Raw genomic sequence first — 21,669 nt, 5'->3', positions numbered from 1 at the left:
ACCAGCAGCTTGTGCATGCAGGCCACCAAGGCGACCTTCTTGGGCTTGCCGGCGGCCAGGAGCTTGGCATAAAAGGCTTTGAGTACTGGATTGAATCGGGTACCCACCAGGGCGGCCACATACAGCACGCGACGCACATCGCTTCGCCCGCCGAAGATGTGACGCTGGCCGCGCAGCGTGCCCGAGTCCCGGTTCATCGGCGCCAGACCCACCAACGAAGTGATCTGCTTGCGGTTGAGCTTTCCCAGCTCGGGCAATTGCGCCAGCAAGGTGCTGGCCGTGGTGGGCCCGACGCCCTTGACCGAGGTGAGGAGTTTGGCCAGGTCCGCGTGATGGGCCTGTATGTGCACCTTCAGTTGGCCGTCCACATCGTGCAACTGCGCGGCAATGGCGTCCATGATCTGCAGGATGCTGGGTTTGGCCTTGGGATGAGCCACAGCCAGGCGCTGGCGCTCGGCCACCAGCATGGCCACCAACTGCCTGCGGCGCACCACCAGGGCGGTGAGCTCGCGCTGCTGCTCATCGGCCAGCGCGCGCGGCTCGTGGCCCTGGGCGTCCAGCATGGCGGCAAAGCCGCGCAGGGCTTGCGCGTCGATCCGATCGGTCTTGGCCAGCTTGCCCACGCAGCGGGCAAAGTCACGCGCCTGGCGYGGGTTGATCACCTACGTAAACAGGTTCACTCATAGCAGTTCTCCGGCTCCCAGCCTTATGAATACGAAATGTGTTCGGTCAACCATTCGGGATGCAGCAGAACAAAGAGACCACCACCGTGCGCCCTGGGCTGTCATTCGAGCTCGGGCTCGCAGGAGACACAGGCTGCACAGCGGTGAGTCAACCGGTTCAGCAATCAAGACTCTCAACCATGTCCTGACCACTGAAGTTTGAACTATTTGAAAGATATAAGGAGACAAACCATGAAACCCGCCAGGCTCCTCAAATTGCTGTACATCCAGGTGCTGATCGGCCTGCTGCTCGGCATCACCGTAGGCCACTATTGGCCAGAGTTGGGCGCGGCACTCAAGCCGCTGGGCGACGGCTTCGTCAAGCTCGTCAAAATGATGATCGCGCCGATCGTCTTTTGCACCATCGTCAGCGGCATCACATCGCTGGGCGAATCAAAAGAGATCGGCAAGACCCTGCTCAAGTCCATGGGCCTGTTCTACGTGCTGACCATACTGGCGCTGCTCACCGGACTCGCTGCCGTATTCATGCTGCAGCCCGGCGCCGGCATGCACATCGACGCCAAAACGCTGGACTCGACCGTGGCCGCCAGATTCAGCAAAGGTGCACCGATGGGCTTTGTTGACTTCGTGCTGCACATCATTCCTGCCTCCTTCTTCGGCGCCTTCGCCGAGGGCGAAGTGTTGCCGGTGCTGTTGCTCGCGGTGCTGTGCGGCTTCGGCCTGACGCACATCGGCCGCGCGGGGAGAGTCGTGCTCGACGGCATTGACAGCTTCGCGCACATGCTGTTCGCCGCATTCGGCCTGATCATGCGCGTGGCCCCACTGGGTGCATTCGGTGCCATGGCTTTCACGGTCGGGCGCTATGGCATCAAGTCGATCGGCTCGCTGGGCCTGTTGATCGGCACCTTCTACGTCGCCTGCATCTTTTTTGTCGTCGTTGTGCTCGGTTTGCTGGCCTACACCCATGGATTCAAGCTGTGGCAGCTGATGCGCTACATCCGCGAGGAACTGCTGGTGGTACTCGGCACTTCATCCAGCGAGCCGGTGCTGCCGCGGCTGCTGATGAAGCTTGAGCGCCTGGGTTGCAAAAAAGGCGTGGTCGGCCTCGTGCTGCCAACCGGTTACTCTTTCAACCTCGACGGCACCGCCATCTACCTGACGCTGGCATCCATGTTCATTGCACAGGCCTGCGACATCCACCTTTCGTGGGGACAGATTGCCGGGATGCTGGGCCTGATGCTGCTGACCTCCAAGGGTGCCGCCGGCGTCACGGGCAGCGGCTTCGTCGCGCTGGTGGCCACACTCACCGTGATGCCCGACCTGCCGGTGGCGGGTGTCGCGCTCATTGTTGGCATCGACCGTTTCATGTCGGAGGCACGGGCGCTCACCAGCACCATCAGCAATGCGGTCGCGTGCATCGTGGTTGCGAAATGGGAGCGAGCCTGTAACAACGACGTGCTGTCGCATGAACTGGCGCAAGGGTATGCAGAGGTGGAAGAGCCGCAGGAAGGACCCGTCCCGCTACCCGGTGGTGTAACACAGTCTTAGTGCAGTGTTGCGTGCTATCTGGAACATAAAACCGCGTCTTTTGCGCCATGGCGGCGTTGCAAATCCGCGCGATACCTGCGGGTATCGCTGTGGTTTGCGCCTTGCCCTGACCCAAAATCCATCGCTTTTATTTGTCCCATCAAGCATGCAACACTGCACTAGCATTCAAGCCGGATCGACGGCGGCCGATTTACGGGTCTTCAATGCTGTACGCAGATGCTGGCGAAACACCTCCGCCGCGGGCCGCAGGCTGACGCCATGGCGCGTCAGCAGCCCCACCCTGCGCACAGTCTGTGGCTGGCGCAGGGGCACGCCCACCAGGGTGGGGTGCGTGGCAGCCAGCGCCATGCGGGGCACAGCCGCCAAACCCAGACCAGCCTCCACCATGCCGAGCAAGGTCGCGACGTGGCTGACCTCGAACGCGAAGCTGGGGTTCAAACCGGCCTTGGTCAGTGAATCGTCCAGCAACTGGCGGTTGCCACTGCTGCGGGCCACAGCAATCAGGCTCTCCGTCTCCACGTCGACCCAGTTCACAAATCTACGCCTGGCCAGCCGGTGTTTGCGCGGCATCGCCAACACAAACGGGTCGTTGTGAATGGACTCGAATGCAATCTCCGGTACCAGTGTGTTCATGAAGCCAATGCCAAAGTCAGATTCGCCCGACAGCACGCTTTGCAGCACTTGGTTCATCGTCTCATCCACCACCCGCACACGGATGCCGGGATAGTGCTGGGCAAAGCTGCTTACCACCGTCGGTAAAAAATACAAGGCAGCCGACGGCACGCAGGCTACCGTCACGCGCCCACCCCGGTGGGTGGCGATGTCGGCAATACCGAGCACGGCCGACTCCAGGTCGTCCAGCGCGGTGCGGGCGCGCTCCAGGAAAACACGGCCCAGGGGCGTCAGCTCAACCTCGCGCGTGGTGCGGTTGAACAGGCGGGCGCCCAGGATGGTCTCGAGTTTGTCGATGCGCCGGCTCAACGCCGGGGCCGACAGATTGATGTGATCCGCTGCAGCGCGAAAGCTGCCTCGCTCCGCCACGGCGACAAAAGCCTGCAATTGCTGCAAATCAAAATTAATGCGCGCCATGCAGCAATCGTAGCAAAAATTGCAATTTACACGCAAGCAGGATATCCGGATGATCAACTCCACAGCACGGGTCAGCAGCCTCTTGATCCGAAGCCAACCCACAGGAGACTCACATGCCGCATCCACACGCCGCCCGGCCGCTCTCATTGACGCCTTCCAGGCAATCAATGCCCTTCACGCCGTGGTTGACCGGGCTTTCCATGGCGCTGCTTGCAACGGCTTGCGGCCAGGTGTTGGCACAAGCCTGGCCCGAAAAAACCGTCACCATTGTGGTGCCCACCGCTGCCGGTGGCGCCAACGACGCGATGGCGCGCATCATCGGACAAGGCCTCAGCACGCGGCTTGGAAAGGCTGTCATTGTTGAGAACAAGGCCGGCGCCAATGGCGCCATTGCCAGCGAGTTCGTGGCGCGCGCCGCGCCCGATGGCTACACCATCATGTTCGGCTATATCGCCACCCACGGCATCAACCCGGCGCTGCAAAAACTCAAGTACGACCCGGTGACCGATTTCGAGCCCATCGGCATGGTGGCGGCCTCCCCCACCGTGCTGGTTGCCAACAACGCCGTGCCCGCAAAAAATGCGAAGGAACTGGTACAACTGATCAAGGCCAAGCCGGGCAGCTTCAGTTATGCCTCGGCCGGCAACGGCACCGCGCCCCACATTGCCGGTGAGCTGTTCAAACTGTCTGCCGGGCTGGACGTGGTGAGCGTTCCTTACAAAGGCTCTGCGCCTGCGGTTGTGGACACCATTGCGGGCAACACGCAGTTCATGTTCCCCAGCCTGTTCACGGCCTACCCGCAAGTCAAGGGCGGCAAACTCAAGGCGCTGGGTATTGCCGGCGACAAGCGCTCGGCCGTATTGCCCGATGTGCCCACGCTGGCCGAACAAGGCATAGCCAACGTTAGCATGTCACAGTGGTACGCCATGTTCGCACCCGCAAAAACGCCCAAGGCCGTGATCGACCGGCTCAACCGCGAAATGAACAGTGTGCTGGCCGACAAGGCGGTGCAGAAAAAAATCGAGGACCAGGGCGCAGAAGTCGAAACCGGCACACCCGAGCAGTTGAAAACCCTGGTTCAGAAAGAAGTCACGCGCTGGAAAGGTGTCGTCGCCACAGCCAAGATCAAAGTCGAATAAACGGCAGCTCAGGAAAGTCACTTAAGGAATTTTCATGACCTTGCAAAACTGGATTGGCCGCAGCGAAACGGTGGAAGATATCGCCACCGCCACACCTTACGCAGCGCTGTCCGCCACGCTGGACTGGCCCACTGCGTCCGGCTCACTTCGCCCAGCGCCCGGCACGCCGCTGCCCAGCCTGTGGCACTGGCTGTACTTTCTGCCCATCTATCCGCAGTCGGAAATCGGGGCGGATGGTCATGCCAAACGTGGCGGCTTTCTGCCACCCGTTCCACTGCCGCGCCGCATGTGGGCGGGCAGCGACTTTGAGTTTCATGAGCCGCTGCTGGTTGGCGACACGCTGACCCGCACGTCCACCATTGCCGACGTAAAGGAAAAGTCGGGCCGCACGGGTAACCTGATTTTTGTGCGCGTGCGTCACGAGATCCGTCGCAATGGGGCGGCGGCCGTGGCGCTGACCGAGCACCACAATATCGTCTACCGCGCTGCGCCGACCCCCGACGACGTGCCACCGCCGCCGCAGGCCGCACCGCTTGTGTCCGCCTGGGAGCGGCGCATCGTGCCCGACGACGTGCTGCTGTTTCGCTACTCGGCGCTGACCTTCAACGGCCACCGCATCCACTATGACCGCAAGTACGTCACCGAGGTCGAAGGCTATCCGGGCCTGATCGTGCACGGGCCCCTGATCGCCACGCTGCTGATGGATTTGCTGCGCCGCCAGCAGCCGCAGGCGAAGGTGCTGCGCTTTGAGTTCAAAGCCGTACGTCCGACCTTTGACATCCACCCTTTTTCTGTCCACGGCCAACCGTCAGCTGATGGCAAAACCGTGCGTCTGTGGGCCCGCGACCATGAAGGCTGGCTCACGATGGATGCCACCGCAACACTCGCCTAAATCAAGACTGGTCAGACACTCCTTATGCAACCACTCAAAGGCATTACCGTCGTCACACTGGAGCACGCGATTGCGGCCCCATTCGCCACGCGCCAGCTGGCCGACCTCGGCGCACGCGTCATCAAGGTTGAGCGCCCCGGCGTGGGCGACTTTGCGCGCGGTTACGACGAGCGCGTGCGCGGCCTGGCCTCGCATTTCGTCTGGACCAACCGCTCCAAGGAAAGCCTCACGCTCGATGTGAAGCATGACGAGGCGCAAAAAATCCTGCTGCGCCTGATCCGGGAAGAAGCTGACGTGGTGGTGCAAAACCTGGCGCCCGGCGCCGCGGCACGGCTGGGCCTGTCCTACGAAACGCTGTCCCAACTCAAGCCCGGCATCATCGTCTGCGACATCTCGGGCTATGGCGGCGATGGGCCCTACCGCGACAAAAAGGCCTACGACCTGTTGATCCAAAGCGAAGCGGGCTTTGTGTCTGTCACCGGAACGCCGGACACCCCTGCCAAGGCCGGTCCCTCGATCGCCGACATTGCGGCAGGCATGTATGCCTACACCAACATTCTGGCGGCGCTGATGCACCGCCAGCAAACCGGCGAGGGCCAGCGCATCGACGTGTCCATGCTCGAATCTCTCACCGAGTGGATGAACTACCCGCTGTACTACGCCTTTGAGGGCGCGGCCCCGCCACGACGCACCGGCGCCAGCCATGCCACCATCTACCCCTATGGCCCCTTTCCGGCCGGTGATGACAAGACGGTGATGCTGGGTCTGCAAAACGAGCGCGAGTGGAAAGTGTTTTGCGAAAAGGTCTTGTTGCAGCCCGCGCTGGCCAGCGACGAACGCTTCTCAGGCAACGCCAAACGCAGCGCAGAGCGAGCCGTGCTCTCTGCCTTGATCATCGAAGCCTTTTCAAAACTCACGGCCGAGCAGGTGGCGCAACGGCTGGAGCAGGCCGGCATTGCCAACGCGCAGGTCAACACCATGAGCGAGGTCTGGGCGCACCCGCAACTCAAGGCGCGGGGGCGCTGGCGTGAGGTGGCAACACCCGCCGGACCCATCCCTGCCCTGCTGCCGCCGGGCTCATGGCAACACGGCGCGCCGCGCATGGATGCCGTGCCCGCGCTGGGCCAGCACACCGATGCGATCCTGGGCCACCATGGTTACAGCGCAGAGCGCATTGCCGGGCTTCGCGCCGAAGGTGTCGTGTGACTATGCCTGCCTACGAAGCCCTGACCTACCTATTCGTGCCCGGCAACCGGCCCGAGCGCTTCGCCAAGGCGCTGGCCTCGGGCGCGGACCGCATCATCATCGACCTGGAAGACGCTGTAGCGCCCGAATGCAAAGCGGCGGCTCGCACCGCGATTGGGGAATGGATGGCTGCAAGCGATGCACCGCGCGAGCGGGTGCTGATACGCATCAATGATGCTGCTACCCCCTGGCATGCCGACGATCTAACGCTGGTCAGCACGGTACGAGTGCTTTGCGTGATGTTGCCGAAATGCGAAACACCCAATCAGGTCGCTGCGGTGCTGGCCTGTTTACCCAAGGATGCAACCGTGCTGCCGCTGGTTGAAACCGCGCGCGGCGTGGTGGCCTTGCATGAGATTGCCGCAGCGCCCGGCGTGACGCGGCTGGCCTTTGGGTCACTGGATTACATGGCGGACCTGGATATTCCCGCAGGCAGCCTGGCACTCCAATTCGCCGCCGCACAAATTGCCATCGCCTCGCGCGCTGCCGGCATTGGATCGCCCGTAGCCGGTGTCACGCCCGATCTCGACGCCACGCGCGTGGCCACCGATATGGCGAACGCTCGCACTTTGGGGTTCGGCGCCAAGATGTGCATTCACCCTTCGCAAGTGGCTGCGGTACGTACCGCCCTGGCGCCCAGCGCCCAGGAGTTGGCCTGGGCACAGCGTGTACTGCAAGCCTGGAATACATCTGCCGGCGGCGCAATACAGGTGGACGGCAAAATGGTGGACCGCCCAATCGTCCTGAAAGCTGAGCGCATCATTGCACAAGCAGCCCGAACGAATTAAGTCCAGGCCCCAAAAAAACATCAATCCAAACGGAGAACCCCATGCCCGCAAGCATCATTGATTCCAAAATTTTCGGCGACATGTTCAGCGACGCCAAAATGCGCCAGGTCTGGTCCGACGAAAACCGCACCGCCAAATACCTGGACATCGAACGCGCACTCGCCAAGGTGCAGGGCGAACTCGGCCTCATCCCCCGGGAAGCGGCCGACGAGATCGTCAAGAACTGCAATATCGACCAGATCGACTGGGCCAGGCTGAAGGCCAAGACCGAGCAGATCGGCTACCCCATCATCGCCGTGGTCAACCAGATCAATGCCAACTGCAGGGACAAGCTGGGCGAATACTGCCACTGGGGCGCCACCACGCAAGACATCACCGACACGGCCGCCGTGCTGCAAATCCGCGAAGGCCTGGCACTGGTCGAGGAAGACCTGAAAGACATCTCGGCGTCGCTGGCCAAACTGGCGCGGGATCACCGCAACACGCCCATCATCGGTCGCAGCAACCTGCAGCAGGCGACGCCCATTACCTTTGGCTACAAGATGGCCAGCATCCTGGCCGGCATTGAACGTCATCGCGAACGCCTGCAGCAGCTCAAGCCCCGCGTGTTGGTCGGTGAGTTTGGCGGTGCGTCGGGAACGCTGTCCTCGCTGGAAAAAGGCGCGATGGAAACCCAGGCCGGGCTGATGAAGGAGCTGGGCCTGGGCCAGCCGCTGATTTCATGGCACACCGTGCGCGACAACTTCGCCGAAGTCGGCGCCTTTCTGGGGCTGGTCGGGGGCTCACTCGGCAAGATCGCGATGGACGTCAAGCTGATGATGCAGACCGAAGTGGCCGAGGTCTACGAGCCCTTTGCACCGGGGCGCGGCTCGTCGTCCACGATGCCGCAAAAGCGCAACCCGATCTCCTGCCTCTACATTCACGCCAACATCTCGGTCGTGCGCCAGCTGGCCACCTCGCTGATGGATGCCATGGTGGCCGACCACGAGCGCTCGACCGGCCCGTGGGAGATCGAGTGGGTCGCGATGCCGGAAATTTTCTGCCTCATGTCCGGCGCGCTGAAACAGGCGAAGTTCATCCTCGCGGGCCTGGAAGTGGATGCCGCCCAGATGCGGCGCAACATCGACCTCACGCACGGGCTGGTCATGTCCGAGGCCGTCATGATGGGGCTGGGGCCTTACATCGGCCGCGAATACGCCCATGACCTGGTCTATGACATCTGCCGCGCGGCGCTGAAGGAAAAGCGACCACTGATCGACCTGCTGGCCGAGCATCCGGAAATCAACAAGCATGTGACGCGCGAGCAACTGGCTTCGTTCTGCGACCCGATGAACAACCTGGGCCAGGCAGGGGTCATGGTGGACCGGGTGCTGGCCAGCCTCAAATCCTGAGCAGACCCTGAACAGACCCCCAAAAACCGCACACCAGCCCGGCCTTCGGACCCCGGGGATAATCACGCCCATGGGCGAAGTATCTACAACGAAGCAACGGGTGGTGGTGGGTTTGAGCGGGGGCGTGGACTCCGCGGTGACGGCTTACCTGCTGAAACAGCAGGGCCATGAGGTGATCGGCATCTTCATGAAAAACTGGGAAGATGACGACGACAGCGAGTACTGCTCCTCCAATATCGACTTCGTGGACGCAGCGGCCGTGGCCGATGTGATCGGCATCGAGATCGAGCACGTCAACTTCGCCGCCGACTACAAGGACCGGGTGTTCGCCGAGTTCCTGCGCGAGTACCAGGCCGGCCGCACGCCCAACCCCGACATCCTGTGCAACGCCGAGATCAAGTTCAAGGCCTTCCTGGACCACGCGATGCGCCTGGGCGCCGAAAAAATCGCCACGGGGCATTACGCAAGGGTTCGCAGAAATGAAAGCACCGGACTGCACGAACTGCTCAAAGGCCTGGACCCCAGCAAGGATCAAAGCTACTTTTTGCACCGCTTGAACCAGGCACAGCTGTCCAAAACGCTGTTTCCCGTGGGCGAACTGCGCAAGACCGAAGTGCGGCGCATTGCCGACGAGATCGGCCTGCCGAACGCGAAGAAAAAAGACTCGACCGGCATCTGCTTCATTGGCGAGCGGCCCTTCCGCGAATTCCTGAACCGCTACATCGCCAAGGCGCCCGGCGCTATCAAAAATGACAGGGGCCGCGTGCTGGGCGAACATGTGGGCCTGTCTTTTTACACCCTGGGCCAGCGCCAGGGCCTGGGCATAGGCGGCGTGAAGGCCAGGGGAGCCGAACTCAAGGCCGCCCAGGCGCGCGGGCAACGCGGCGTGGGCGAGCACGAGCCCTGGTTTGTGGCGCGCAAAGACCTGGAGACCAACACCTTGTGGGTGGTGCAGGGCCACGATCATCCGTGGCTGCAGTCCACGACCCTCAGCGCCCAGGACTGCAGCTGGGTGGCAGGTACCGCGCCGGCACCGGGCCTCATGGCCGCCAAAACCCGCTACCGGCAACTGGATGCGGCCTGCGAGCTGCGCGGCGCCACGACCGCCGATTGCGAGCTGGTATTCGCCGAACCCCAGTGGGCCGTGACGCCGGGGCAGTCGGCCGTGCTCTACCAAGGCGACGTCTGCCTCGGTGGCGGCGTGATTGCGACCAGCAACGTGCCCAACACCCTGCCGACGGTGTCGACCCGATCAACGCCGGAACTATTGGTCAAATAACGCGCCTGGTCTTGTTTACCGCTCAAAACGCGCTATTCAAAAAATAGCAAAAAGCCCGCACGAAGCGGGCTTTTTCAATACGGCCGCCCCACGTCAGCGCTCCGCCATGTCGCTGTTCACTGCTCGTCAGCCCACCATGCTTCCCCGAATTGCCCCTGCAGCCAGGCCACGAAGCCGCTGACCTTGGTGGGCACCAGCTGGGGTGAGGGGTAGACCGCATGGATCTCCTGCTGGGGAAGCGTCCAGTCCGTGAGCAGCGGCATCAACACGCCGCTGCGAATGGATTTGTGCGCCACATACCGGGGCAGGGCTGCCACGCCCATGCCGCCCCGCGCCGCCGCCAGCAGCGCCGACAGGTTGTTGGAGCGCAGCGGGCCCTTGACCGGCACCGGCAGCGTCAGCCCGTCGGTGCCCGTGAAGTGCCAGCGGGCATCGCCCTGCACGGTGCTGTAGATCAGGGCCTCGTGGGCCGCCAGGTCCGTCGGAACCGAAGGCTCGCCACGCTTTTCAAGGTACTCGGGCGACGCGACCAGCACCCACGGATTGACCCCCAGATAACGGGCGCCCAGCGTTGAATCGGCCAGCGGCCCCATGCGGATGGCGACGTCGATGCCCTGCTCGACCAGGTCAACGTAGCGGTCCTCGAAATTGAGCTCGATCTGCAGCTGGGGATGCAGCTTCATGAAGCGCATTACCAGCGGCACCAGCACGCGCCGGCCGAAGGCGACCGAGGTGCTGATGCGCAGGCCGCCCTGCACCTGCGACTGCAGCAGGGCCGCCACCGTCTCGGCCTCCTCGATGTGGTGCGCGATCAGCTTGCATTTTTCGTAGTACAGCGCGCCAATTTCGGTAGGCGTCACGCCGTGCGTCGAGCGGTGCAGCAGGCGGGACCCCAGCTGTTTTTCCAGCTGGGCCACGAGCTTGGTGGCCGATGGCTGCCCGATGCCCACGTCGGCCGCGGCCTTGCTGAACGAGCCGAGGTCCACCACGCGGATGAAAAGTTGAATGGCTTGAATCCGGTCCATGGCCTGAAGTAGACCACGGCCCGGCCCTGTTCGGGAGAATTTATTCCATTTTGGAATAACCGTAATGCATACCTTGGGACTTCCGCGCAAGCCGCAGGCGGGCGACCATCAAGCCAGTTCAAAGCCACCCCAAGGAGACTCTCAATGGCAAAAATGAAGGCCGCAATGGCCGCCGTGCTCGTGATGGAAAAAGAAGGCGTGACCCAGGCCTTTGGCGTGCCGGGCGCGGCCATCAACCCGCTGTACGCCGCGCTGCGCGAGCGCCAGTCCATCACCCACATCCTGGCGCGTCACGTGGAAGGCGCCTCCCATATGGCCGAGGGCTACACCCGCGCCAAGGCCGGCAACATTGGCGTGTGCATAGGCACCAGCGGTCCGGCCGGCACCGACATGATCACCGGGCTCTATTCGGCGATTGCCGACAGCATTCCGATCTTGTGCATCACCGGCCAGGCGCCGCGGGCGCGGCTCTACAAGGAAGACTTCCAGGCGGTGGACATCGAATCGATTTCCAAGCCGGTGACCAAGTGGAGCGTGACGGTGCGTGAGCCCGCCCAGGTGCCGCGCGCCTTCCAGCAGGCCTTTCATTTGATGCGTTCGGGCCGCCCCGGCCCCGTGCTGATTGACCTGCCGTTCGACGTGCAGATGGCCGAAATCGAATTCGACATCGACACCTACGAACCGCTGCCGGTCTACAAGCCGGCCGCCAGCCGCAAGCAGATCGAAAAGGCGCTGGACATGCTGGCCGCCGCCTCCAAGCCGCTGATCGTCGCCGGTGGCGGCATCATCAATGCCGATGCGACCGACCTGCTGGTCGAGTTTGCCGAGCTGACCGGCGTGCCGGTGATTCCCACGCTGATGGGCTGGGGAAGCATTCCCGATGACCACCCGCTGATGGCGGGCATGTGCGGCCTGCAGACCAGCCACCGCTACGGCAACGCCACCATGCTGGCCAGTGACTTCGTGTTCGGCATCGGCAACCGCTGGGCCAACCGCCACACCGGCTCGACCGAGGTGTACTGCAAGGGCCGCACCTTTGTCCACGTCGACATCGAGCCAACGCAAATCGGCCGCGTGTTCAGCCCCGACTTTGGCATCGTCAGCGACGCCAAGGCCGCGCTGACACTGCTGGTGCAAATAGCCCGCGAACGCAAGGCCGCCAAGCAGCTGCGGGACTACAGCGAATGGGCGGCGCGCTGCGCCGAGCGCAAGAAACTCATGCACCGCAAGTCGCACTTTACCGAGACGCCGATCAAGCCGATGCGGGTGTACGAGGAGATGAACAAGGTGTTTCCGCGCGACACGATTTATGTGACGACCATCGGCCTGTCGCAGATTGCGGGGGCACAGTTCCTGAACGTTTACGGGCCGCGCCAGTGGATCAACTGCGGCCAGGCCGGCCCGCTGGGCTGGACGATTCCGGCCGCGCTGGGCGTGGTGGCGGCTGACCCGACGCGCACAGTGGTGGGCCTGTCGGGCGACTACGACTTCCAGTTCCTGATGGAAGAGCTGGCCGTCGGTGCGCAATTCAACCTGCCCTATGTGCAGGTGCTGGTGAACAACAGCTACCTGGGCCTGATTCGCCAGAGCCAGCGCGGCTTCGACATGGACTACTGCGTGCAGCTGGCATTTGAAAACCAGAACGTGCCGGCAGGCGAAGGCGATCTGCGCAGCTACGGCGTCGATCACCAGGCCGTGGTGCAGGGCCTGGGCTGCAGATCCCTGCGCGTCACCGACCCCGAGAAGATTGAATCGGCGATGGTCGAAGCCCAGGCCATGGCGCGCAAATACCGCGTACCGGTGGTGGTGGAAGTGATCCTTGAAAAGGTCACCAACATTGCAATGGGCGTCGAGATCGACAAGGTCAACGAGTTTGAAGAAATTGACTGCCGCCATCCCCAGGGTCGCGAGGGCCTGGAACTGGCCGGCCTGCTGGAGTAAGGCCGCGGCAACGCAGCCATCAACAACCCCTACTCGCCCATACCTACCACCCATAGACAAGACATGCCAAGATTTTCTGCCAACCTCAGCATGCTCTTCACCGAGCATGCTTTCCTCGACCGCTTTGAGCCAGCCGCGAAAGCCGGCTTCAAGGCCGTGGAGTTTCTTTTCCCCTATGCCTTCAGCATCGAGGACATCAAGTCCAGGCTGGACCGCCACAGCCTGCAGCTGGTGCTGCACAACCTGCCGGCCGGCAACTGGGAGGCCGGCGAGCGCGGCATCGCCTGCCATCCGGATCGCGTCGAGGAGTTTCGCACCGGCGTGGCGCAGGCCATCACCTATGCCCAGGCCCTGGGTGTGCGCCAGCTCAACTGCCTGGCGGGCAAGGCGCCCGCGGGTGTCGACAGCGCGCTGCTGCGGCAGACCTTTGTGGACAACCTGCGCCATGCGGCGGCGGCGCTGAAGAAAGCGGGTCTCAAGCTGCTGATCGAGCCGATCAATACCTTTGACATCCCGGGCTTTTACCTGAACCGCACGGCGCAGGCGCTCGAAATTCTGGACGAAGTGCGGGCCGACAACGCCTTCGTGCAATACGACATCTACCACGCACAGCGCATGGAGGGCGAGCTGGCAGCGACCATGCAAAAGCATTTGCCGCGCATTGGCCACATCCAGCTGGCCGACAACCCGGGCCGCAATGAGCCGGGCACGGGCGAGATCAATTACGCGTTTTTGTTCGCTCACCTCGACCGCATCGGCTACGACGGCTGGATTGGCTGCGAATACAAGCCTGCGGGCGCCACGGAAGCGGGCCTCGGCTGGCGCGAACGCCTGGCCGCCTGAAGACCTACCTCCATTTTTTCGACAAGTTTTCGACAAGGACTTTCTGATGACTTCCCAACCCCTGAAAATCGGTTTTATCGGCCTCGGCATCATGGGCGCGCCCATGGCGGGCCACCTGATCAACGCAGGCCACCAGCTGTTTGTGTTCTCGCAGGCCAAACTGCCCGCCAGCATTGCCAACAGCAACGCCACCCAGTGCCTGAACGCCCGCGGCGTGGCCGAACGCGCCGACGTCATCATCATCATGGTGCCCGACACGCCGGATGTGGAAGCCGTGCTGTTCGGCGAGACCGGCGTGGCCAGCGGGCTCGCCATGCCCACCCCCGCATCGGGCGCCGCACGCAAAACCGTGGTGGACATGAGTTCCATCTCGCCGATCGCCACCAAAACCTTTGCGCAAAAGATCAACGCGCTGGGCTGCGATTACCTCGATGCGCCGGTCTCGGGCGGCGAAGTCGGCGCCAAGAATGCCACGCTCTCCATCATGGTGGGCGGTGACGAGGCGGTGTTCGGGCGCATCAAGCCGCTGTTTGACCTCATGGGCAAGAACATCACGCTGGTAGGCGGCAACGGCGATGGCCAGACCGCCAAGGTCGCCAACCAGATCATCGTCGCGCTCAACATCGAGGCCGTGGCCGAAGCGCTGCTGTTTGCCGCCCGTGCCGGTGCCGACCCGGCGCGTGTGCGCCAGGCCCTGATGGGCGGTTTCGCCTCGTCAAAAATCCTGGAAGTGCATGGCGACCGCATGGTCAAACGCACGTTTGACCCCGGGTTCCGCATTGAGCTGCACCAGAAGGATTTGAACCTGGCCCTGTCCAGCGCCCGCGCGCTCGGCGTCTCGCTGCCCAACACCGCCACGGCCCAGGAACTCTTCAATTCCTGCGTGGCGCATGGCGGCAAAGCCTGGGACCATTCGGCCATGGTCCGCGCGCTGGAGAAGCTGGCCAACTTCGAGATCGGGCAAAAGGCGGAATGATGGGGCGGGCCGCGCAGGAAGCCGTCAACTTGATGGCATCTTGCGCCCCGGCACTGACGCTCGCCAGCCGCTACTGACTACTACTAGGCAAGGCCGCTCTCAAAGCGCCGTCTCGACATAGGTGTAGATGTAGTTGGAGCCGCCGTTAACGCTGCCCAGCAGGCGTGACGCGCCAAAAATGCCGGAGCGGTGCGACACGCCGAAGCCGATATAGGTTTCTTTCAACCTGCGCGAGCCCAGCAGGTCGCCCAGGCTCACATCAATCGTCGGGTCCAGGTAGTTGAGCAGGCGCGAAGCCGTTTTCCCGGCAGCAGCCTGGCTGGACGCCTCGATATAAGGCGCCCGTTGCGCCGCGGACAGGCCCACGCCCAACCCCAGCCGTGTCTTGACCCGGTCGCTCCACGGAAAGCCGGAGTAGACGGCTTTCATGAAGAGGTCCAGTTGCGCCCCATTGGCCTGCAGTCCGCGTTCGTTGTGCTGCGTCAGGCCCACATAGCCGACAAAATCAAGCGGCCAGCCATTGACGTTCCGGATGAAGGGTTTACCGACCTGAATGCCGACAATATTGGTCGCGTTGTTGCTGGCCGTTGACAGGCAGCGTGCCGTGAGGATCTTGATCAGGTGGCAGCCGTCTTCCGTTGATTTGCCATAAAGCAGCTTGAAGTACGTGGGCGAGCCGTCTTCGGCCCACTCACGCTTGTGGCCGCCGAAGTCATAGGCTGCGCCTACATAGACGGCGGGCAGCACGCTTTTCTGCACAATGGGGCTGTCCTTCGCCTTGCGGCTCAGCACCGTGGCGGACACGCCAGCCAGCAGGCGCCAGCGTTCCGATACATCGTAAGAGCCATACAGACCCATCGAGGTGTTGATGCCGGCACCCGGCGAATAGGCCGGGCGGTCGGGCGTGGCCTCACTGGCTCGCACACCGTAGTAATAATTGTTGAGCTTGGCATCACGCAGCGCCACGGTCACGCTGGGGCGCAGCATCCAGGGCCCGGAGCGCCAGTCATAGGTGTAGCCCAGCCGAAACTCGCTACCCTTGGAGGTGTTGCCGATGTCATGCAGCAACTCGGCCTGAAGCGTACCCCAGGGCTGGCGATAGCGGTAAGACAGGCCGCCGTCCAGGCCGGAGTCGCGGGTCGCCATGCCGGCCAGCCCGGCGGGCAGCCGATTCGCCGGGAAGCCCTCCAGGCGCTGCTCCACAAACAGGTCCAGCCGCTGCTCACTGCCGTTGAGCATTTTCACGCCGACCCGGTTGGCATGCAGAAACAGCCGCTCGCCCTCGTACAGATAAAGCGGCAACAAGTCGTAGCGGGTGCCACCCTCCCGGTAGGGCGAGCGTTCGACGCGGGTGACGAGGCCGAGTCCGGCACTGCCGGGGGTCGACAGGATATTTGTCAGCGGCTCCAGGTCAGGGGCCGCACGGGCGGGCATCATGGCCGACAAACCAGCCGCCAGCAAAGCCGCACCCCAAAAACTGCGCGAAAGTAAGATGCTTTTCATCGTTGATCTTGTTTTTTGAAGATTTCTTGATGCCCAAGCTTCAAAGCAGCAAGCTGACCTTGACTGCCCCTGACTGACCTTGAAATTCATTGCCTACATGCTATCGGCGAACAGCCCTGGCAGCGCGCCGCGCTTGTAAGGAAACGCGCCATCCATGCCCAAGCCGGCATCCCGCATTGCCCCGCTGCGTGGCCGGCCCTGACCGTCCCACCCTGTCAGCTCGCAAAATAGCCGGGTTCAGCTATTTATTCAATAGCGCCCCAGTATCAAAAAAGCCCGCCAAAGCGGGCTTTTAGAGGACTCTCAAGGCCGGTAGCCGATGCCTCAAAACGGAATGTCGTCATCCATATCGTCGAAGCCGCTGGCCGCCTTGGTCGGCGCGGGAGCCTGCCGCGGTGCGGCCGCGGGTGCCCGGGCTGCGGGGCGGGCCGGTGGCGCCTCATAGCCGCCGCCATCGTCACCCCCGGGGCCGCCCATACCCTGGCGGCTGCCCAGCATCTGCATCTGGTCGGCACGGATTTCGGTGGTGTACTTTTCCTGGCCGTCCTTGTCGGTCCATTTGCGCGTGCGCAGCGAACCCTCGACGTAGACCTGCGAGCCCTTGCGCAGGTACTGGCCGACGATTTCGGCGAGACGGCCGTTGAACACCACGCGGTGCCATTCAGTGGCCTCTTTCATTTCGCCGGACTGCTTGTCCTTCCACTTGTCGGTGGTGGCGATGGTGACGTTGGCCACCTGGTCGCCGCTGGGAAAGCTGCGCATTTCGGGGTCGCGCCCCAGATTGCCGACGATGATGACTTTGTTGACGGATGCCATGACGTGTTCTCCTGATCTATCTGTCAGAGTTTAACTGGCTGGCCCCCCAGCGGGCCAGCGCTGCCTGAAACCGCTGCGGCACGGCGCCCCGGCGCCTTCATGGGCCAGGCGACCAGCAGCCACAGCAGCATCAGGCCGCCGCACAGCAGGAAAAGCCCCTGGGCCCCGTGTGTCTTGGTCACCCAGCCGCCCACCGCGCCGCCGGCAAAAAAGCCCAGCGACTGCAGCGTGTTGTAGACGCCCAGCGCCGCGCCGCGCGCATGCGCTGGCGCCACGCGTGAGGCCATGCTGGGCTGGCTGGCTTCCAGCACATTGAAGCCGCAAAAAAACAGGAACAGCAGCAGGGCGAGCCAGCTGAGGCTGTGCGCCTCCGGCGCGGTGTGGGACGCCGCCCAGAGCAGCCCCAGCTGCACCACGAAAATCAGCCCCACGGCCCCCAGAAACACTGCACGCAGATAGCCCCGCCTTTCCAGCGGGAAGAGCGTCATGCCCATCACGCCGAACGAAGCCAGCACAGCCGGCAAATAGACCTGCCAGTGCTGGCTTTTGTCCAGTCCGGCGGCGACCAGCAGCGCAGGAATGGCCACCCACATGGCCAGTTGCACCGCATGCAACACGAACACCCCGAAATCCAGCCGCAGCAGCGCGGCGTCCTTCAACACCTCCGCCACGCTGCCGCGCGGCCGATTGACGTGGTCCAGCGGCTCGGGCGGCACCCACCACAGGACGACGGCAATGCCGCCCAGCGCCAGCGCACCCGTCAGGGCGAACAGGCCGTGCAGCCCGATGTACCCCGCCAGCAGGGGCGCGATCACCAGCGACAGGGCAAACATCAGGGCAATGCTGGCGCCGACCAGCGCCATGGCCTTGGTACGCACTTCGTCACGGGTGGCATCCGCCAGCAAGGCCGTGACCGCGGCCGAAATCGCCCCTGCGCCCTGCAACGAGCGGCCGGCAATGAGCCAGTTCAGGTCTGGCGCCCAGGCAGCCACAAAACTGCCCAATGCAAATAGCAGCAGCCCGGCAATGATCACCCGCTTGCGGCCCCACCAGTCGGAGGCGATGCCGAACGGAATTTGCAGCACGCCCTGGGTCAGCCCATAAATGCCCATGGCCATCCCGACGCGCGCAGGGTCGTCGCCGCCAGGATATCTGGCAGCCTCCAGGGCAAACACCGGCAGCACCAGAAAGAGGCCCAGCATGCGCAGGGCGAAGATCGAGGCCAGCGACGCGCTGGCGCGTCGCTCGGTAGCGGTCATCGGGATCGACAAAGAGACAGAAGACACGGCAAAAAGGGCTAAAAAAGGGACGGAAAGAGAGAAAAAGGGAGAAAAAGGGCAAATCAACCGGTCAAAGCCCGCGAAACGGGCTCCGCAGCGCGGTGCGAAGCCGTCTATTGTGCTTGAAACGGCTCTTCGGTCTATGATGGAGAGTTTTGCGGCCCCACCCTTGTGAACTCTCCTGACGATAGCAAATACCTTGCCAGCGTGCTCGCCGCCCAGCGCATCAGCATTCGCGGGGCGCGCACGCACAACCTCAAGAACATCGACCTCGATATTCCGCGCAACCAGCTGGTGGTGATCACCGGGCTGAGCGGGTCGGGCAAGTCCTCGCTCGCCTTTGACACCCTGTATGCCGAGGGCCAGCGCCGTTACGTGGAAAGCCTGTCCACCTACGCGCGGCAGTTTTTGCAGCTGATGGACAAGCCCGATGTGGACATGATCGAGGGCCTGTCGCCCGCGATATCCATTGAGCAGAAAGCCACCTCGCACAACCCGCGCTCGACCGTGGGCACGGTGACTGAAATCCACGACTACCTGCGCCTGCTGTTTGCACGCGCCGGCACGCCCTATTGCCCCGAACATGATTTGCCGCTGCAGGCGCAAAGCGTCAGCGAAATGGTTGACGCCGTGCTGGCCCTGCCCGAAGACACCAAGCTGATGATCCTGGCGCCGGTGGCGCGTGAGCGCAAGGGCGAGTTTGTCGAGGTGTTTGCCGACATGCAGGCCCAGGGCTATGTGCGCTTTCGCGTCGACGGCACGGCTTATGAATTTGACGACCTGCCCAAACTCAAGAAGGCCGAGAAGCACAACATCGACGTGGTGATTGACCGCGTCAAGGTGCGCAGCGACATGCAGCAGCGGCTGGCCGAAAGCTTTGAAGCGGCGCTGCGCCTGGCCGACGGCAAGGCGATAGCACTCGAAATGGACACGGAGAAGGAACACCTGTTCAGCGCCAAATTCTCCTGCCCGGTCTGCAGCTACTCGCTCAGCGAGATGGAGCCGCGCCTGTTCTCCTTCAACTCGCCCGTGGGCGCCTGCCCGAATTGCGACGGCCTCGGTCACCGGGAGTTTTTCGACCCGGCCCGCGTGGTGGCCTTTCCCTCCCTGAGCCTGGCCAGCGGCGCCGTCAAGGGCTGGGACCGGCGCAACGGCTATTACTTCTCCATGCTGGAGAGCCTGGCCCGGCATTACCAGTTTGACATTGACACGGCTTTTGAAGACCTGCCCGCCAACGTTCAGCAGGTGGTGTTGCGCGGCTCCGGAGAGGAAGAGATCAAGTTCAGCTACGTGATGGACTCGGGCAATTCCGCAGGCAAAAAAGTCAGCAAGAAGCATCCGTTCGAAGGCGTGATCACCAACTTTGAACGCCGCTACCGCGAGACCGACTCGGCTGCTGTGCGCGAAGAACTGGCGCGCTACCGCGGGGTGCAGCCCTGCCCCGACTGCGAGGGTACGCGCCTGCGCACCGAAGCCCGCCACGTCTACCTGGTCGGCGCGCCGGACGAGGGCGCCGATGCCTCGGCACGCGGCAACCGCAAGGCCATCTACGAAATCAGCCAGACCACCCTGCGTGAAAGTTTTGACTACTTCAACCTGCTGAAGATGCAGGGCGCCAAGGCCGAAATTGCCGCCAAGGTCGTGCGCGAGATCGGCCTGCGCCTGAAGTTCCTCAACGACGTGGGACTGAATTACCTGAGCCTGGACCGCAGCGCCGAAACCCTGTCGGGCGGTGAATCGCAGCGCATCCGGCTGGCCTCGCAGATCGGCTCGGGCCTGACCGGCGTGATGTATGTGCTCGACGAGCCCAGCATCGGCCTGCACCAGCGCGACAACGATCGCCTGATCGGCACGCTCAAGCACCTGCGTGACATCGGCAACAGCGTGCTGGTGGTCGAGCATGATGAAGACATGATCCGCGCGGCCGACCATGTGATCGACATGGGGCCGGGCGCCGGCATTCACGGCGGGCGCGTGATGGCGCAGGGCACGTTTGAAGAGGTCAAGGCCAACCCGGACTCGCTGACCGGCAAATACCTGGCCCAGACCTTGAAGATTGCCGTGCCCACGCGCCGCACACCCTGGCTGCCCACCGTGAAGGCCGTCGAAGCCGCCGAAAAGAAGAAGGTCTCGCGCTTTCCGCAAAGCCCCGCCGCAGAGCGCCGCGCCGCACGCGAAGCCGTGCACCAGGCAACGCTGGGCGACATGCAGGCCCTGCGCGTCGTCAACGCCACGGGCCACAACCTGAAGGGCGTGAGCGTCGAGTTTCCGGTGGGCCTGCTGACCTGCGTCACCGGCGTCTCGGGTTCGGGCAAGTCCACGCTGGTCAACGACACGCTGTACGCGGCCGTCGCGCGCACGCTGTACCGCGCGCATGAAGAACCGGCAGTCCACGACGCCATTGAAGGCATCGAGCACTTCGACAAGGTCATCAACGTCGACCAGTCACCGATTGGCCGCACGCCGCGCAGCAATCCCGCCACCTACACCGGCCTGTTCACGCCGATCCGCGAGCTGATGGCCGAAATGAACACGGCGCGCGAACGCGGCTATGGCGCCGGGCGCTTCAGCTTCAACGTCGCCGGCGGCCGCTGCGAGGCCTGCCAGGGCGACGGCGTGGTGAAGGTCGAGATGCACTTTCTGCCGGATGTCTATGTGCCCTGCGATGTCTGCAAGGGCATGCGCTACAACCGCGAAACGCTGGAAGTGCAGTACAAGGGAAAAAACATCGCGCAGATCCTGGACCTCACGGTCGAGGCGGCCGCCGAATTTTTCAAGGCCGTCCCCACGATTGCGCGCAAGCTGCACACGCTGCTGGATGTGGGTCTCTCGTACATCAAGCTCGGCCAGGCCGCGACCACGCTGTCGGGCGGCGAGGCGCAGCGCGTCAAACTCGCGCTGGAACTGAGCAAACGCGACACCGGCCGCACGCTTTACATCCTGGACGAGCCGACCACCGGCCTGCACTTTGCCGATATTGATTTGCTGCTCAAGGTGCTGCACCAGCTGCGCGACGCGGGCAACACGATCGTGGTGATCGAGCACAACCTCGATGTCATCAAGACCGCCGACTGGCTGATCGACATGGGGCCCGAAGGCGGCGCGGGCGGCGGCACGGTGGTAGGCGTGGGCACGCCTGAAGCCATTGCGGCCAACCCCGAGAGTCACACCGGACGTTACCTCCAGCGGCTGCTCTGACCGGCGCCGGACTGGCGCCATCAGCGGCATCGC

General features: G+C 63.3%; 16 protein-coding genes and 1 pseudogene. 11 read left to right on the top strand and 6 right to left on the bottom strand.

What is annotated here, in order from left to right:
* Positions 1-662, bottom strand: a pseudogene (locus tag AC1DUB_RS13625) (IS110 family transposase); the annotation flags it as partial.
* 252 nt (positions 663-914) lie between these two features.
* On the opposite strand from AC1DUB_RS13625, the gene dctA reads away from it, so the two are divergent.
* Positions 915-2,231, top strand: coding sequence for a C4-dicarboxylate transporter DctA (gene dctA / locus AC1DUB_RS13620; RefSeq protein ID WP_477729931.1), 1,317 nt, complete (start codon positions 915-917; stop codon positions 2,229-2,231).
* Positions 2,232-2,396: 165 nt separating this feature from the next.
* Here dctA and AC1DUB_RS13615 read toward each other — a convergent pair whose 3' ends face one another.
* Complete coding sequence (locus AC1DUB_RS13615) at positions 2,397-3,320, bottom strand: LysR family transcriptional regulator (protein ID WP_477729930.1); 924 nt, start codon at positions 3,318-3,320, stop codon at positions 2,397-2,399.
* A 113-nt stretch (positions 3,321-3,433) separates the two neighbouring features.
* On the opposite strand from AC1DUB_RS13615, the gene AC1DUB_RS13610 reads away from it, so the two are divergent.
* From AC1DUB_RS13610 to mnmA, 6 genes are all read left to right on the top strand, one after another.
* Positions 3,434-4,459: a Bug family tripartite tricarboxylate transporter substrate binding protein gene (locus AC1DUB_RS13610; protein ID WP_477729929.1), complete on the top strand. Its 1,026-nt coding sequence runs from the start codon at positions 3,434-3,436 to the stop codon at positions 4,457-4,459.
* A gap of 34 nt (positions 4,460-4,493) precedes the next feature.
* Positions 4,494-5,351, top strand: coding sequence for an HTD2 family dehydratase (locus tag AC1DUB_RS13605; RefSeq protein WP_477729928.1), 858 nt, complete (start codon positions 4,494-4,496; stop codon positions 5,349-5,351).
* 24 nt (positions 5,352-5,375) lie between these two features.
* The gene (locus tag AC1DUB_RS13600; RefSeq protein ID WP_477729927.1) at positions 5,376-6,557 is read left to right on the top strand and encodes a CaiB/BaiF CoA transferase family protein; all 1,182 of its coding nucleotides are present in this window, start codon (positions 5,376-5,378) and stop codon (positions 6,555-6,557) included.
* 2 nt (positions 6,558-6,559) lie between these two features.
* Positions 6,560-7,384, top strand: a complete 825-nt coding sequence (locus tag AC1DUB_RS13595; RefSeq protein ID WP_477729937.1) for an HpcH/HpaI aldolase/citrate lyase family protein — start codon at positions 6,560-6,562, stop codon at positions 7,382-7,384.
* Between the two features lie 41 nt (positions 7,385-7,425).
* The gene (locus AC1DUB_RS13590) at positions 7,426-8,775 is read left to right on the top strand and encodes a class-II fumarase/aspartase family protein (RefSeq protein ID WP_477729926.1); all 1,350 of its coding nucleotides are present in this window, start codon (positions 7,426-7,428) and stop codon (positions 8,773-8,775) included.
* A gap of 70 nt (positions 8,776-8,845) precedes the next feature.
* Positions 8,846-10,054, top strand: coding sequence for a tRNA 2-thiouridine(34) synthase MnmA (gene mnmA, locus AC1DUB_RS13585; protein ID WP_477729925.1), 1,209 nt, complete (start codon positions 8,846-8,848; stop codon positions 10,052-10,054).
* 116 nt (positions 10,055-10,170) lie between these two features.
* On the opposite strand, the gene AC1DUB_RS13580 is transcribed toward mnmA, so the two are convergent.
* Positions 10,171-11,079 carry a LysR family transcriptional regulator gene (locus AC1DUB_RS13580; protein ID WP_477729924.1) on the bottom strand — a complete coding sequence of 303 codons (909 nt, stop codon included), beginning with the start codon at positions 11,077-11,079 and terminating at the stop codon, positions 10,171-10,173.
* A 144-nt stretch (positions 11,080-11,223) separates the two neighbouring features.
* On the opposite strand from AC1DUB_RS13580, the gene gcl reads away from it, so the two are divergent.
* The 3 genes from gcl (at position 11,224) to glxR (ending at position 14,839) form a co-directional block, all read left to right on the top strand.
* Positions 11,224-13,020: a glyoxylate carboligase gene (gcl, locus tag AC1DUB_RS13575; protein ID WP_477729923.1), complete on the top strand. Its 1,797-nt coding sequence runs from the start codon at positions 11,224-11,226 to the stop codon at positions 13,018-13,020.
* Between the two features lie 63 nt (positions 13,021-13,083).
* Positions 13,084-13,863 (top strand): hydroxypyruvate isomerase, encoded by a 780-nt coding sequence (hyi, locus tag AC1DUB_RS13570; protein ID WP_477729922.1) that lies wholly within the window; start codon positions 13,084-13,086, stop codon positions 13,861-13,863.
* Positions 13,864-13,909: 46 nt separating this feature from the next.
* Positions 13,910-14,839 (top strand): 2-hydroxy-3-oxopropionate reductase, encoded by a 930-nt coding sequence (gene glxR, locus AC1DUB_RS13565; protein ID WP_477729921.1) that lies wholly within the window; start codon positions 13,910-13,912, stop codon positions 14,837-14,839.
* Between the two features lie 99 nt (positions 14,840-14,938).
* Here the strand turns inward: glxR and AC1DUB_RS13560 are convergent, their stop codons facing one another.
* The 3 genes from AC1DUB_RS13560 to AC1DUB_RS13550 form a co-directional block, all read right to left on the bottom strand.
* On the bottom strand, positions 14,939-16,342 hold the full coding sequence (locus tag AC1DUB_RS13560) for a MipA/OmpV family protein (RefSeq protein WP_477729920.1): 1,404 nt from the start codon (positions 16,340-16,342) through the stop codon (positions 14,939-14,941).
* A gap of 324 nt (positions 16,343-16,666) precedes the next feature.
* Positions 16,667-17,158 carry a single-stranded DNA-binding protein gene (ssb, locus tag AC1DUB_RS13555; RefSeq protein WP_477716338.1) on the bottom strand — a complete coding sequence of 164 codons (492 nt, stop codon included), beginning with the start codon at positions 17,156-17,158 and terminating at the stop codon, positions 16,667-16,669.
* Positions 17,159-17,181: 23 nt separating this feature from the next.
* Entirely contained in the window at positions 17,182-18,417 is a 1,236-nt protein-coding gene (locus AC1DUB_RS13550) for an MFS transporter (protein ID WP_477729936.1), read from the bottom strand.
* Between the two features lie 192 nt (positions 18,418-18,609).
* Here AC1DUB_RS13550 and uvrA point away from each other — a divergent pair, with 192 nt between their 5' ends.
* A complete protein-coding gene (gene uvrA, locus AC1DUB_RS13545; RefSeq protein WP_477729919.1) occupies positions 18,610-21,636 on the top strand; it encodes an excinuclease ABC subunit UvrA in 3,027 nt (1,008 codons plus the stop codon).
* The last annotated feature ends 33 nt before the right edge of the window (positions 21,637-21,669 follow it).

The organism is Polaromonas sp. P4_F9 (assembly GCF_056401235.1).
The sequence above is the reverse complement of the archived record's forward strand: the minus strand, read 5'-3'. Positions and strand labels throughout refer to the sequence as shown.